The organism is Psychrobacter proteolyticus (genome assembly GCF_039762275.1).
GTDB classification, from domain to species: Bacteria; Pseudomonadota; Gammaproteobacteria; order Pseudomonadales; family Moraxellaceae; genus Psychrobacter; species Psychrobacter proteolyticus_C.
Window position 1 is genome coordinate 193,403 of record NZ_JBDLOB010000005.1, and the last position, 14,636, is coordinate 208,038.

General features: G+C 43.6%; 12 protein-coding genes. 7 read left to right on the forward strand and 5 right to left on the reverse strand.

Annotation, left to right across the window (positions count from 1 at the left end):
- The first annotated feature begins 454 nt into the window (after nt 1-454).
- From ABFV72_RS09760 to ABFV72_RS09770, 3 genes are read left to right on the forward strand one after another with little or no spacing between them, the layout of a single operon-like run.
- Nucleotides 455-1,474: a TAXI family TRAP transporter solute-binding subunit gene (locus ABFV72_RS09760; RefSeq protein ID WP_347163436.1), complete on the forward strand. Its 1,020-nt coding sequence runs from the start codon at nt 455-457 to the stop codon at nt 1,472-1,474.
- Nucleotides 1,452-2,015 (forward strand): DUF1850 domain-containing protein, encoded by a 564-nt coding sequence (locus ABFV72_RS09765; protein ID WP_347163438.1) that lies wholly within the window; start codon nt 1,452-1,454, stop codon nt 2,013-2,015. Before ABFV72_RS09760 ends, ABFV72_RS09765 begins: the two co-directional genes overlap by 23 nt.
- A gap of 10 nt (nt 2,016-2,025) precedes the next feature.
- Complete coding sequence (locus ABFV72_RS09770; RefSeq protein ID WP_347163481.1) at nt 2,026-4,029, forward strand: TRAP transporter permease; 2,004 nt, start codon at nt 2,026-2,028, stop codon at nt 4,027-4,029.
- A gap of 144 nt (nt 4,030-4,173) precedes the next feature.
- Here ABFV72_RS09770 and lipA read toward each other — a convergent pair whose 3' ends face one another.
- Both lipA and ABFV72_RS09780 read right to left on the reverse strand, forming a co-directional pair.
- Nucleotides 4,174-5,217, reverse strand: coding sequence for a lipoyl synthase (gene lipA / locus ABFV72_RS09775; RefSeq protein ID WP_057760861.1), 1,044 nt, complete (start codon nt 5,215-5,217; stop codon nt 4,174-4,176).
- 148 nt (nt 5,218-5,365) lie between these two features.
- Complete coding sequence (locus ABFV72_RS09780; protein ID WP_347163439.1) at nt 5,366-5,776, reverse strand: carboxymuconolactone decarboxylase family protein; 411 nt, start codon at nt 5,774-5,776, stop codon at nt 5,366-5,368.
- 405 nt (nt 5,777-6,181) lie between these two features.
- Here ABFV72_RS09780 and acnB point away from each other — a divergent pair, with 405 nt between their 5' ends.
- The 3 genes from acnB (at nt 6,182) to ABFV72_RS09795 (ending at nt 10,082) form a co-directional block, all read left to right on the forward strand.
- The gene (gene acnB / locus ABFV72_RS09785) at nt 6,182-8,785 is read left to right on the forward strand and encodes a bifunctional aconitate hydratase 2/2-methylisocitrate dehydratase (protein ID WP_057760857.1); all 2,604 of its coding nucleotides are present in this window, start codon (nt 6,182-6,184) and stop codon (nt 8,783-8,785) included.
- Nucleotides 8,786-8,990: 205 nt separating this feature from the next.
- Nucleotides 8,991-9,434: a DUF805 domain-containing protein gene (locus ABFV72_RS09790; RefSeq protein ID WP_347163441.1), complete on the forward strand. Its 444-nt coding sequence runs from the start codon at nt 8,991-8,993 to the stop codon at nt 9,432-9,434.
- A 204-nt stretch (nt 9,435-9,638) separates the two neighbouring features.
- Entirely contained in the window at nt 9,639-10,082 is a 444-nt protein-coding gene (locus ABFV72_RS09795; RefSeq protein ID WP_298807216.1) for a PACE efflux transporter, read from the forward strand.
- Nucleotides 10,083-10,151: 69 nt separating this feature from the next.
- Here ABFV72_RS09795 and ABFV72_RS09800 read toward each other — a convergent pair whose 3' ends face one another.
- Nucleotides 10,152-10,949: an enoyl-CoA hydratase/isomerase family protein gene (locus tag ABFV72_RS09800; RefSeq protein WP_201567434.1), complete on the reverse strand. Its 798-nt coding sequence runs from the start codon at nt 10,947-10,949 to the stop codon at nt 10,152-10,154.
- Between the two features lie 339 nt (nt 10,950-11,288).
- On the opposite strand from ABFV72_RS09800, the gene ABFV72_RS09805 reads away from it, so the two are divergent.
- Entirely contained in the window at nt 11,289-12,101 is an 813-nt protein-coding gene (locus tag ABFV72_RS09805) for an alpha/beta fold hydrolase (protein WP_347163443.1), read from the forward strand.
- A 151-nt stretch (nt 12,102-12,252) separates the two neighbouring features.
- On the opposite strand, the gene ABFV72_RS09810 is transcribed toward ABFV72_RS09805, so the two are convergent.
- Together ABFV72_RS09810 and ABFV72_RS09815 are read right to left on the reverse strand one after the other, a co-directional pair.
- Nucleotides 12,253-13,317: an HpcH/HpaI aldolase/citrate lyase family protein gene (locus ABFV72_RS09810; protein WP_227670654.1), complete on the reverse strand. Its 1,065-nt coding sequence runs from the start codon at nt 13,315-13,317 to the stop codon at nt 12,253-12,255.
- Between the two features lie 65 nt (nt 13,318-13,382).
- Nucleotides 13,383-14,564, reverse strand: coding sequence for a cysteine protease StiP domain-containing protein (locus tag ABFV72_RS09815; RefSeq protein WP_347163444.1), 1,182 nt, complete (start codon nt 14,562-14,564; stop codon nt 13,383-13,385).
- Nucleotides 14,565-14,636 lie beyond the last annotated feature (72 nt).

Here is a 14,636-nt window from a genome sequence, read left to right on the forward strand (position 1 = left end):
GTAGATTAATAAAAGAGAGATACAGACTAGCGCCATGTAACATCCTGAACCAAAAAATAGCTCAGATAAAATATAGCAGAACTTTTGTCCTTATAGTTATAAATCGAGAATTCTTATTAATTTGCTATATCTAAAAATTCCTAAGAAATAATGCGATATGACAATATTTTTTAGATATCGATAAAGGTTTACAATAGCAACAATTTTTGTTTTAATATTTATTAAATGAAACTTTGTTTCGCATAGCAAAACATACGTATATATTAGCTCAATTAATGAATGACCTATATTTTCTCTAATAGCTTTAAATATAAGGTATTGAAAGAAAAAGAGAAAGTAAGCTAAGGTTTATTTATTGACAGAATTACTATATTATTACTCGTCTGTAACGTATTTATGTATAAATACGGATATTGTTAAACGTACAAAACCGATTACTTCAAGGATGAATTCAATGCTTAATTCTTTAAAATCCCCATTACTTTTGTCAGCTATGTTGAGTGCTGCGTTAGGTCTAACCGCATGCTCATCTCCAAGCTCAGAGAGCAGTGATACTGCATCTGCAGATAGCGCGGCAACAGATACTGCAGCAGATAAGCTTGATACTAAGTTTTTGACCATCGCTACTGGCGGCGCGTCTGGCCCTTACAACATTATTGGTACTTCATTATCTGAAGTCTATGTCAAAACCTTTGGCGTAAACTCAAAAACTCAAACCACTGGCGCATCAGTCGAAAACGTCAATCTATTGACCCAAGGCAAGGTCGACATGGTCTTGGCACTAAGTGACGTGGTGACAGATGCTGTCGAAGGTAAAAACAACTTTGAGCAGCCAATCACTAACATTCAACAGATTGCTGTTTTGTACCCTAATGTCGTGCAAATCGTGACCTCGAAAAAATCTGGTATCAAAAACATTGAAGATTTACGAGGCAAGCGTATTGCGGTAGGCGATCAAGGTTCTGGTACAGAAGTCAATGCTCGTACTTTACTTGAAGGGTTTGGTATCACATATGATGATGTCACCGTTGATTATCTAGGCTTTGCTGAAGCTGCTGATGGTATGAAAGCAGGTAAGATCGAAGCGGCATTCTTTAGTAGTGGCCTACCAAACTCATCTTTGATGGAGCTAGAGCAAGGCTTAGATTTACAGATTGTCACTATCAACCAAGACAAGCTAAAAGAAATCATCGCGACCAAGCCTTACTTCAAAACCTTTGAGATTCCTGCTGGCACTTATGGCAACGAAACTGCCGTACCAACTGCAGCAATCATGAATGCATTATTGGTTAGCTCTGATCTATCTGAAGCGGATGGTTATAAATTAACCAAAGCATTGTTTGATAATTTAGATGGTCTAAAAACAGCTCACCAAGCGGCCAATGATATCAGTCTAGAAACCGCTCGTGATGGCATGGTAGCCCCAATCCATCCTGGAGCTAAAAAGTACTATGACGAACAAGCAGCCAAGTAATTCATTGTGGTTATTAACTGGCGCGGCATTTATTGCAGCGCTGGTTTTTTTTACGCTATGGTTAGGCTTTACGCTTCAGTCTGTCGTTGAAGTGCGAGTCGCAGGCGTAGACGGTACTGATGATAAAGTTTGTTACTTTACTGAGCCTGACTTTCAGCTGCGTTGGATACATTCTGTAGAAAAACAGTGGTGGGAAGAGCAGTATCAACGCATAGACGGCAGCAGTACAGAAGGTGCTGAGCTGTTATTGACCACGACCTATTTTGAAGCATTCGGTGCAGGGACACCCTCCACCGAAATGCTCGCTCCTATACAAAAGCCTGGCTATCTGGGTTATCAAATCAACGAAAAACTGCCTCACCTTAATTGGGTCGTATCCAGACTGACCAAAGGTGAAATGGATTATGGTGGTCATCGTTTCTTGATTCACCAGTGGGTGCCAGACTATTCTGAAGTGGTGATCATGCCTAAGACGTATGATTTAATTGATAGATTTAAAAAGGACTTTTGTCATGAACTCCCAAGTGACGGATCAAGGTAGTGTGACTACCATGCCAGATGCGCAAGTTGATAACGATGCTGAGGCGGATGCGGTCAACCGAGCAGTATTGGAAAAATATGACCGAGAGTCAATCACGCGTCATATCACTCAAGGACCAGTGAAGTATTTTATCGCTGGCATTTGTATACTCTATTCGCTGTTTCATTTATATATCACTTTTAATCCAATGCCAGCATTGTTACAGCGCTCTGTACACGTGGGTGTTGGTTTTGCATTGATATTCCTGATTTTTCCAGCCAGCAAAAAAAGCAGTCGCAAACGAGTGGCATGGTATGACTGGATTTGGTTTGCCCTGTCTCTATCCGGTATGGGCTATCTCATTTATGAGTATCAAGACATCGTCACCTCGCGTGGCGGTATGGCCAATCAGGTCGATGTGATATTTTCCTTAATTACGGTAGTTTGCGTGTTAGAAGGCAGCCGCCGTATCACTGGGTGGATTTTGCCAATCTTGGCCGGCATATTTTTGGCCTATCCATTTGTCAGTCATTTAGACTTTATGCCTGACAGGCTTTTGACTCGCCCTTATGATATGGGTGATATCTTTGGTCAATTGTTCTTAAAAACAGAAGGTTTATATTCTGTTGCGATTGGTGCATCGGTAACGTTCATTTTCTTGTTCATTCTATTCGGTGCGTTTTTAGCACGTTCAGGAATGGGGCAGTTATTTAATGACTTGGCATTGGCTATCGCTGGTCATAAAAAGGGCGGACCTGCAAAAGTAGCAGTCATCTCTAGTGGCTTTATGGGCAGTATCAACGGCTCAGCTTTGTCAAATGTGGTTAGTACGGGTGCCTTTACCATTCCATTGATGAAAAAGGTCGGCTATCACAAAGATTTCGCAGGTGCAGTTGAGGCGAGTGCCTCGGTTGGTGGACAAATCTTGCCTCCGATTATGGGTGCCAGTGCCTTCATCATGGCTGAGACAACAGGCTTGCCGTATAGCACGATTGCCTTAGCAGCATTATTGCCAGCGATATTGTACTATTTAGGCGTCATTGCGCAGGTGCATTTCCGAGCTGGACGTCGCGATCTAAAAGGTATTGCTAAAGAAAATTTACCAGCGGTCAAAGAAGTATTAAAAGCCCGCGGTCATATGCTATTACCGATTGTCTTCTTGATTTTCTTATTAATCAGAAACGTACCTGTGGGATATGCAGCAGCTTATACCATTGGTTTCACCATTGTGATTAGTATGCTACGTGCCGAAACGCGCATGAGCTTTTCTGATATTTTGGGTGCATTAGAAGATGGTGCGCGCCAGTCATTAGCGGTTATGGCTGCGTGTGCGGTCGTCGGTATTATCATTGGGGTTGTGAGTCTGACCAGCTTTGGTACGGTGATGACATCCTCTATCGTCACGCTAGGTGCAGGATCACTATTCTTTACGCTTATCCTAACGATGTTGGCATCAATGGTCTTGGGCATGGGACTACCGTCTATTCCTGCCTATATTATTACGGCGACGATGGCTGCACCAGCATTGGCCGGTTTTGATATTCCAATCTTGTCAGCGCACATGTTTGTTTTCTATTTTGGTATCTTTGCCAATATTACACCGCCTGTGTGTCTTGCAGCCTTTGCGGGTGCAGGTATATCCGGTGGTGATCCGATGAAAACAGGGTTCTTATCTCTCAAACTTGCTCTCGCGGGATTCATCGTGCCATTTATGTTTATTTATAATCCAACGATGTTGATGATAGATCCTACCGGTTTGGCAGTTACAGCAAAAGATTTCCCACTGCCACCTATTGTAGATATCATTACAGTGGTAGTGACTTCGGTGACGGGTGTTATTGCGCTGAGCTCGGCACTTGAAGGCTACTTTAGAGGCAGTATGAATACGGTGACTCGGATCATCTTAGCTATTGGTGCTTTGCTATTGATTTATCCTGAGATTACGACTGGTATCGCAGGTGGTATTATTGTCCTTGGTATTGCTGCATTCAATATAAAAACAGCTGGAAAGCCAACGCCAACTTTAACCGTGTAAAGCATTGGGTTTAATCATTCGTAAGTTTAATAAAGCTAAAAAAAAGGGTGAATAACAAATCTGTTATTCACCCTTTTTAATATTCTTAAGAGATGTTCTAGCGGCTGTTGTTCGCAACTACTTTCACATCAATTTATTGCTAAATTAGCAGCCAAGTTTGCCTTCAGCTTCTAATGCTTTTTTGCTGCGGATAGGTGCTGGGCAGTCTTCGCCATAGTACTGACGATCTGCAAAGTAGCTTGAGCGTACCATTGGACCTGCCCAAATGCTAAAGAAGCCAATTTTTTTGCCGTAGTCCATATAGCGTTGGAACTCGTCTGGATGGACATAACGATCGACAGGCGCATGGTTTTTACTAGGCTGTAGATACTGACCGATAGTGATCATATCTACATCATGAGCTTTTAGATCATCGAGTAGGGCATAGATCTCTTCTTCTGTCTCGCCAAGACCAACCATAAAGCCGCACTTGGTGGCGATATCAGGACGACGCTCTTTATAAATCTTAAGCAAATCTAGCGAATGCTGATAGTCAGAACCTGGACGGAAGGCTTTGTATAGACGTGGCACGGTTTCGATGTTGTGGTTAAACACATCTGGTGCAGTTTCTGTCAATAAATCCAATGCAATATCCATACGACCACGGAAATCGGGCACTAGGATTTCAATCAAGCAATTTGGGCTAAGCGCTCTTGATTCGTTTAGCACTTCTACAAAGTGTCCAGCACCGCCGTCTTTTAGATCGTCACGATCGACAGAGGTAATTACGGCATACTTAAGCTGTAGACCTTGAATCGTCTCAGCGGTATGACGCGGCTCATCCTTGTCTAGCTCATTAGGACGACCATGACCTACATCACAGAACGGGCAGCGACGCGTACAGATATCACCCATGATCATAAAGGTGGCTGTACCATCAGCGAAGCACTGTGGCAGGTTAGGGCAGGCCGCTTCTTCACAAACGGTATAAAGCTTTTGCTCACGCAAGGTTGCTTTGATACGAGCGACTTCAGCAGGCGAGGACATTTTTACCCGAATCCAATCAGGCTTTTTCTTTGCCTCGACAGTCGGGATCACCTTAATTGGGATACGGGCAACTTTGTCATAGCCACGCAGCTTTTCGCCTTGGATGGCTTTTTTTGGTTTGGCCTTAGCAGCAGGTACATGTGTTTGTACGGCAGTTGTCATAATGGAGTTATCTCTTAACCCTTTATATTATAAGGGTTTATGGAATTATCAGAATGTTTTATGAGTGCAGATATTATAGCAGAAATTTGATCGTCGATTTTTAAACAATATTGTTAAGATTACTATGATTGCTCGGACGACCATAGTTTTAAATATCTATATCGATTTCTAACTCATTCAGTATATCTATGGCGGCGCGAAACGCTTCTTGAGTAGCAGGTGCACCGCAGTACGGCAAGCTATGCATGAGCACTTCTCTAATCTCGGCGACACTAGCCCCGTTGTTAATGGCACCGCGTATATGACCTTTCAACTCGTTTGGACTTTTTTGGGCAATTAAAAAGGCAATAGTGATTAATGAGCGATACTTGCGTGGTAATACTGAGTCATCTTGCCAAGTGCTGCCCCAAGCGTGCTCAATAATCCAGTCTTGCAGCGGTTGGGTAAATCCTGTGGCAGCATCAAGCGAGCGTTTGACATGCTGCTCACCCATTACCTCAGTGCGTACCTTGAGACCATTGTCATAGTTAGGATTGTTGCCCGTATTGCTATCAGTCATATCGTCGTCCTTAATGTTTACACCAAAATGTTTTTATCAAATCGACTGTTAATACATCGAAGTTGCTACATTTTTTTAAGCGAGATTTTATCGAAGTTGTTTCTTACAAAAGCGTATATCAGTCATATGGTGTCTGCTCAGTCATAAAGCAAGCGCTTATTGATAAGCGTAATCAGGCAAATGCCAGTTATAATGAGCGCTACAATCATATTATTGATGGCACTATTTTTATAATAAATGTTCAATATGGCCTTACTATGCGCCTTTTCAGAGCTGAGCCATTAACATTTAAAGCGTTTTAAGCTATGATTGCACGGATAATTATTTCATATAGTATATAGACGCAGGCAGTCATGCTGACTACCCACGTAATGTGCTACACCCCAACTGACGAGGACGACTATTGTGTTAGAAGCTTATCGTAAACATGTCGAAGAACGTGCTGAGCTAGGAACTGTACCCCTACCACTAAATGAGAAACAAGTAGTAGAGTTGGTTGAATTATTAAAAAACCCGCCTGCAGGCGAAGATGCGTTCTTGATGAACCTATTAGAAAACCGTATCCCTGCTGGTGTTGACCAAGCAGCATACGTTAAAGCGGCATTTTTGGCTGCTATCTTAAAGGGTGAAACATCATCACCACTTATCAGTAAGCAAAAAGCTGTTGAAATTCTAGGCACTATGCAAGGTGGCTACAACGTTCAGCCATTAGTTGCTGCACTAGATGATAGCGAAGTTGCACAAGACGCTGCTGAAGCATTAAAGAAAACTTTGCTAGTATTTGACGCGTTCAATGACGTGACTGAAAAAGCTGAAGCTGGCAACACTATTGCTAAAGAAGTGATTCAGTCTTGGGCTGACGCAGAATGGTTCTTGAACCGTGCTGAAGTACCAAAGAAAACCACTTACACGACGTTCAAAGTAACTGGCGAGACCAACACGGATGACTTGTCACCTGCGCAAGACGCATGGAGTCGTCCTGATATCCCATTGCATTCACTAGCCATGCACAAAAACTCTCGCGACGGCATCAATGCTGACGAAGAGGGCGTTGTTGGCCCAATGAAGCAAATCGAAGCGCTGAAAGAAAAAGGCCATCCGCTAGCCTATGTTGGTGATGTTGTTGGTACTGGTTCTAGCCGTAAGTCTGCGACCAACTCAGTATTGTGGTTGATGGGTGAAGATATCCCTAACGTGCCAAACAAACGTGGCGGCGGTCTCGTACTTGGTAATAATATCGCTCCTATCTTCTTCAACACGATGGAAGATTCTGGCGCATTGCCAATCGAAAAGGTTGCAGTTGATAACCTAAACATGGGCGATGTATTTGACATCTATCCGTACGAAGGCAAAATCACTAAGCATGACTCTGATGAAGTACTATCAACGTTCTCACTAAACTCACCAACATTGCTTGATGAAGTTCGTGCTGGCGGCCGTATTCCATTAATCGTTGGTCGTGGTTTGACTAACCGTGCTCGTGAATACATGGGTCTTGGTCATTCAGACATCTTTGCTAAGCCAGAAGAGCCAGCTGATACTGGTAAAGGCTTTACGCTTGCACAGAAAATGGTTGGTAAAGCGTGTGGCCTGACAGGCGTACGTCCAGGTATGTACTGTGAGCCTAAGATGACGACTGTCGGTTCTCAGGATACCACTGGTCCGATGACACGTGATGAGCTAAAAGACTTGGCATGTTTGGGCTTCCAAGCGGACCTAGTGATGCAGTCATTCTGTCATACTGCTGCTTATCCAAAGCCAGTTGACGTTGAGACTCAGCACACACTACCTGACTTTATCATGAACCGTGGCGGCGTCAGCTTACGTCCAGGTGATGGTATCATTCACTCATGGTTGAACCGTATGCTACTTCCAGATACCGTTGGTACTGGTGGTGACTCGCATACTCGTTTCCCAATGGGTATCTCGTTCCCAGCGGGTTCTGGCCTAGTTGCTTTCGCAGCTGCAACTGGTGTAATGCCACTTGATATGCCTGAATCTGTTCGTGTTCGTTTTGTTGGTGAGCGTCAAGCTGGTATCACTCTACGTGACCTAGTACATGCTATCCCTTACCAAGCAATCAAAGAGGGTTACTTGACGGTTGATAAGAAAGGTAAAATCAACGAGTTTAACGGCCGTATTCTTGAAATCGAAGGCCTAGAAGATTTGACCGCTGAGCAAGCGTTTGAATTGTCTGATGCCTCAGCTGAGCGTAGTGCTGCTGGTTGTACCATCACTTTGTCTGAAGCGTCAGTGACTGAGTACCTAAACTCAAACATCACGCTGCTTAAGTGGATGATCTCAGAAGGCTATGGCGATGCACGTACGATCAGCCGCCGTGTTGAGCAAATGCAAGAGTGGTTGGCTAACCCAAGCCTCATGCGTGCTGATGATGATGCTGAATACGCGATCGACATCACTATCGATATGAGCGAAATCAAAGAGCCTATCCTTTGCTGCCCGAACGATCCAGATGATGCAAAAACGCTAGCAGACGTGGCTGGTGATACCATTGATGAAGTATTCATTGGTTCATGTATGACCAACATCGGTCACTTCCGTGCCGCTGGTAAATTGCTACAAGACGTACCAGCAGGTAGCCTGAAAACTCGTCTATGGATTGCACCACCTACTAAGATGGATGCACGCCAGTTGATGGAAGAGGGTTACTACAACATCTATGCACAAGCCGGCGCTCGTACTGAAATGCCAGGTTGTTCACTATGTATGGGTAACCAAGCACGTATCGCACCGAAATCTACTGCGGTATCGACCTCAACTCGTAACTTCCCGAACCGTCTAGGTCAAGGCGCTAACGTATACCTAGCTTCTGCAGAGCTTGCAGCAGTCGCAGCGGTACTTGGTAAACTACCGACTAACGATGAGTATCAGCAATATGCTGGCATGCTAAACAGCATGGGTGATGAAGTCTATCAATACATGAACTTCGACCGTATGGAAGACTATACTGAAGAAGCAGACAAGATTAACGTTGCTCAGTTGACCTAATATTGAGTATATAAGCTTTTAAAATTAGAAGCTTTATACGTAAAACAAAAAAACCCCGTATCGTCATGATGCGGGGTTTTTTATTGATGACTCTAAGAAAACTAGTATTCATTTACAAACTTTTATTGAGTATCTATAATCAAAGCCAATTATTAATAATGTTAACTGACGATTTCTACTTTTCACGACTGAGATAAAAAGCCCTATGGAAAATAATATTAAGCTCGATAAAGCGACTCCGCCGCCACTGCCCAGATCTACGATGGCTAACAATCATAGCGCTGAAACAAATTATGGCATCATTGATTGGTTTAAAAAGGGCATGAGAAATTACACGAATTTTTCTGGCCGTGCGCGCCGTAAAGAGTATTGGTATTCTTTTCTAGTACAAATGGGGGTGATGATCGTTGCAATGCTGTTAGACGCAATAATATTCAGCTCAGAGACAGGTTTATTTTACATAGTAGCGGCGCTCGGTTTATTTCTGCCTGGTCTTGCCGTGACTATCCGTCGCTTACATGATACTAGCCGCTCAGGATGGTGGTTTTTGATAGGGATAGTGCCACTGATAGGCTCTATTATATTGCTGGTATTTCTAGTGAGTGATACCAAGCCTGAAACCAATAAATGGGGTCTACCGGCAAAATAGTCCGGTTAAAACAGGCGATAATCGTTAATAAAACGGCTTACGCCTGTTTACAAATTTGCTCACTGATTTTTGACTCTGATTTCTGTATAATATAGGGGCAGGCGGAAACCGTGGCTCTGCACTCAATCTATCTTTTTCTCTCGGGACGGACCGATACTTTGATATGCACCTTACTGTTTAAATACAGGTGCTTTGGAGTCTTGGTTGATTACTTTATCCCCAGTTAAACGCCGAATTGTCTATGTGATTGTGTTTGAGATTTTGGCAATCATCTCCTCTACCTTTGTACTAATGAAGCTTAGCAATAGTGATGCATCAGAATCGCTGCCCGCTGCTATGATGATATCGCTCGCTGCCATTATTTGGAACTTCGTCTACAACACCGCTTTTGAGACTTGGGAGCAGCGCAGGCATATAGCTGAGCGTACGCTGCTTATTCGTAGTGCGCATGCGCTAATTTTTGAAATCGGTCTGGTATTGATCTGCTTGCCAATATATATCGTCTGGTACGATGTTGGCTTGATCGAAGCATTTATGATGGAAGCGGCTTTGATGGTTTTCTTCTTAATATACAACTTCGTTTTTACTTTTATTTTCGATAAAATATTTACTTTGCCTTATCATTATAACTCCGCGACTGCCTCTTGATTAAAAGTACAGATAAAAAAGGGCTACCATACTGGCAGCCCTTTTTTGATAGCATCATTGTTTATTTTCTTATTTACCTTGATATACAGGCTTACGCTTTGCGATAAAGGCGCTAACCCCTTCGATAAAGTCATCGGTTTTTGCCATTACGGTCTGCTGTTCTACCTCCGTATCTAACGCTGCGCTTAAACCAGCGAAGGCGTGTACGTTGAAGCTCTCTTTCATAGCGGCCAATGCTTTGCCTGGCAGTTGGCTCAATCGTAACGCCAATGCTTGTACGGTGGCTTCTAGCTCGTCAATACTTACTACGTTGTTCACTAGATTTAAACGTGCCATATCTTCGGCTTTCAGTTTATCACCCAGCATTACAAGCTCAGTGGCTTTTGCTGCACCAACCAATTGGTTTAATAAGTAAATACCACCTGCATCTGGCACTAGGCCAATATTAACGAACGCTTGTACAAACTTTGCATTGTCTGCGGCAATTCGGAAGTCACAAGTAAGCGCCAAGTTCATGCCAGCACCAGCTACGGCACCTTCTAATTTGGCAATAATCGGCTTATGGATATGACGTAATTTTAAGCTGACTTCGCCTGCACCTTCTACCATACCTCTTAATTTGTTTGAAACAATATCCTTGTCTAATCCTTCAGACAACATCTCTTTAATATCGCCGCCACTTGAGAAGTTACCACCAGCCCCTTGTAAAATAATCACTCGTACTTGATCATCTGCAGCTGCTTTATCTAGCGCTATCAAGACTTGGTTTTTTAAAGGTGTGCCAAAGGCATTTAAGCTTTTTGGATCGTTAAAGGTAATGGTAGCAATGTGCTCTGCAACTTGATAATCGACGAGAGACTGTGACATTTGAGATTTCCTTATATTAAATGACTGTTTTAATATTTTGTATCAATGACAATGGTACGAAATAAAAGTGAAAATGGTTCAATGCTGATTACTATAGCAGCTTGCTATGATTATAAAAGCGTGTTTTGTGGGCGCTTAAGACACATCTACATACTGGTAAACTTTCCTATTCTATCGTAAAAGCTGATGCTAGCTAATGGGACAAAACGACTGGCTCGTAAAAAGGCTATGACCTAAGGGGCTAATGGATTATGCTAATATGCCAGATTGAGCGTAAAAGAGTCGTAAAAGACACAAGGGTACGCTCGAACTTTTCATTGATCAAACAAGGATGTGGTTATGCCAACTATCACTGTAAATAACGCTGATATTTATTACGAAGACAGTGCACCGAACGACACACAAAAGCCCGTTATCGTATTTGCTCACGGTCTACTGTGGAGCTCACAGATGTATGATAAGCAAGTAGAGCATTTTCAAACAGACTACCGTTGTATTGCTTTTGATTTTCGCGGGCAAGGTCAGTCTCAGGTTACTAAGTCTGGCTATGATATGGAGACGCTGACTGAAGATACGCTTGACTTGCTTGCAGCGCTTGGTATTGATAAATGTCACTTTGTTGGGCTATCTATGGGCGGGTTCGTGGCTCAACGTATTGCGCTCAAACGCCCTGAGCTGCTATTGTCGTTAACGCTGTTAGAAACCTCTGCTGACCCTGAAGATCCAAAAAACATACCTCAGTATCGCAAGCTGGTCAAAGCCATTCGCTGGTTAGGTATGAAGCGTGTGAGTAATAAAGTCATGCCAATCATGTTTGGTAGTACGTTTCTGGCAGACAAACTGCGCAAATCCGACCGTAAGCAGTGGCTGACTATGCTACAAAGCAATCGCAAGGGCGGCGTGGTCAAAGCAACAATGGGCGTGATTGAGCGTACAGGTACTTATGAGCAGTTGGGTGAGATTACAACGCCAACACTGATTGTGGTAGGTGATGAAGATGCCGCCACGCCTTATGCTAAGTCTGAACGCATGCATTTTGCTATCGCTGGGTCCAAGCTTGCTATTATCAAAGGTGCGGGTCATACATCGACAGTAGAAGAGCCTGATCAAGTGAACCAAGTACTTCGTCAGTTTTTGGAAAGTTGTGCTTAGTGTAGCTACTGTTCGAGAGCTTTAAAGCCTCATATCTATAGAAAACCCTAAGCAAATATCTATATAAAAAAGCCGCTACCTGTCATTTGATAGCGGCTTTTTGCATGGTACAAGTTGTTAAATGGCAGACAGCCATTATCGGCAATGAAAGCTACATTCGTGAGCTGTATTGGCTATGTCCATCATCAATGGTTCCAAAGGCTTCTGCACGATTAACAATTTCAGTCGCCCAAGCACGGTGCGTCGCAGGCTCTAGCATCGTATTATTGTACTTAAATACGGCTTTGGCTTCAGTGTGAAGGATCGCTTGTGCTTCATCCAGTGTACTCAGTGGCACACAGTAAGCTTGCTGTACTAGGGCGATTTGGCTTGGATGAATGACAGTTTTTCCCACCATGCCTAAGCTGACGTCTCGGTTCAACTCTTGCATAAATAGCGTCGGCTGATCCAAGTACTCAAATACTGGCGCGGTAAGATAAAAACCATGCGGCACAAAACAGCCAAGCATTTGATAAGCCAACGTACCGATAGGTGAGTCGTAGACAATACTGTTTTTTGGGCGACGTAAGCGCAATGCTGCGAATAAGTCATTACCACCAATACGCAATGCAAAAACTGGCTGGCTAAACGCTTCTTTAAAAGCGATGGCAAGCTCCTGATTGTGATGCGGATTAAACAGCGCTGCGGTTTCAAGCGTCGGCATAAGTAGTTGATCTACTTTTAGGTTCTGACAAGCCATGCGCCAGTTAGATAGGCTATACATATCAACTTTTGGCATGACGAAACCATCGATAAGATCGATATGGGTATAGTCAGCCAGTTGCTGTAGCATCATCGGGCTACGTGGACGTATAAAGACCAGTGGGCGCGTCGGATGCTGGGCATGAATCTTCGCCGATTTAGATGGCGCATTAATGCTATTCACATGCTCAGCCCAAGTATTTAGGAGGGTTCGCAAACGCTCAAGCGCTAACTCAACATCCTGCTGACTGACAGCATCTTCTAGACAGATAATAATACTATTAATCGTCGGTAATTTATCTCGTTTGATGACTTGCCAAATATCTTGGCGAGTCGCAGGCATGTATAAGCTAGCACCGAGCTGATATGGATGGTGCGTGTGCGGCTTGACCATCGCATGACGCTCAGTGATCAGATGCGCATAAGATTGGGTATCATTGTAAAGGTCTGACTCGGTTTTTAGCATATCTGACATAATTGGCATCATAAGTAGAGAGTATAAGAGAACGAAAAAGAAAATATTTAATACCGTTAAATGTATTAAGTGTCTTGGGAGCGCTGCTTGATAAGCGTGATGGCTTGATAAGGCAGTATTTTATCACCTAATACACTGATAGTGATGTTTCGTTGCGCACATAAATGGCGTAGCAATATGGTATCAGGGTGCTCAGCAGTAGCGAGCAATATACGCTCGGGATCACGGCGTAATATGGCACGTGTTGCCTCAGCAATAGTCGGCTTAATACGGTTGCGATTGACGATATGATAATCTGCTGCCAGCGTCTCTATCAACGCCGCAGTCTGGTAGCGTGGCTGCTGGTAAGTCGGTAAACGCGCTGGAGTTGTAGCCAATGATCGTCTCACGGCATCGATACGCTCAATAAATGCCAAACTGTGATCTACCTCAATTAAATCATCATAAAAGACACTGCGATGCAGGCCTGATGACGGCTCTGTATACAAGCTGCGTGAAATTAATCCTGATACGGTGCTATTTAACAACCCTGATGGGATTAACCAGTCTTCTTCACTAGCCGCGAGCCAAGCAACGCCAGCCGGATCGGCAAGAGTCAGTAGCGGAATGACGTTAGCACCTTGATGAAAAATATTAGCAAAATTAACATGAGTAGAATCGCTAAACGTCTCTAGACTACGAGCCAACTCTTGATATATGGCACCTTTACCTGTCCAGCCATCGACGAATATGACTGGACTGTTTGGATAAGCTTCCAGTAGCATTTGCAGGGCCACTGGATCAAGACCACGATCCCGAATGATACTGATGCCATAATGTACACTTGGCAGGCGATAGCTACTGTCTGTATCCGACAGCGCACGCTGCAATAACACACCAATCGGCAGACCAGCTCGCACCAAACTGACTAAAACCAGTGGATGCTCATCACTCACATTCTGCTGAAAAACATGATATAGCGTATGAGATAAATGAGCGATATCAGTCGCGGTCCTTGTTGAGCCTTCCTCTAATGCCTGTATGTATAGCTGCTCATGCATGGCAGTAGGTGATTGCTCTAAAGTCAGCATGTCAGAGTAATGGCGTTGTCCGCTTTGGATAAGCGCTTCTTTTTGACTGACGGGCACATCGGCAACCGCGTCCTTATCCACTATATCGAGTAGGACAGTGACATCGCTTGCAAGATAGCTGCCTGAGCCATAGTTTTGCAGAGTAGCTCTTTTTATCTGTATATTAGGTAAAGTCATAGTATGAATAATAGCACTCGTGATGATGACAGTGGATTTGCGTGGCTGCAGTTTAAGCTGATGATTTAAACT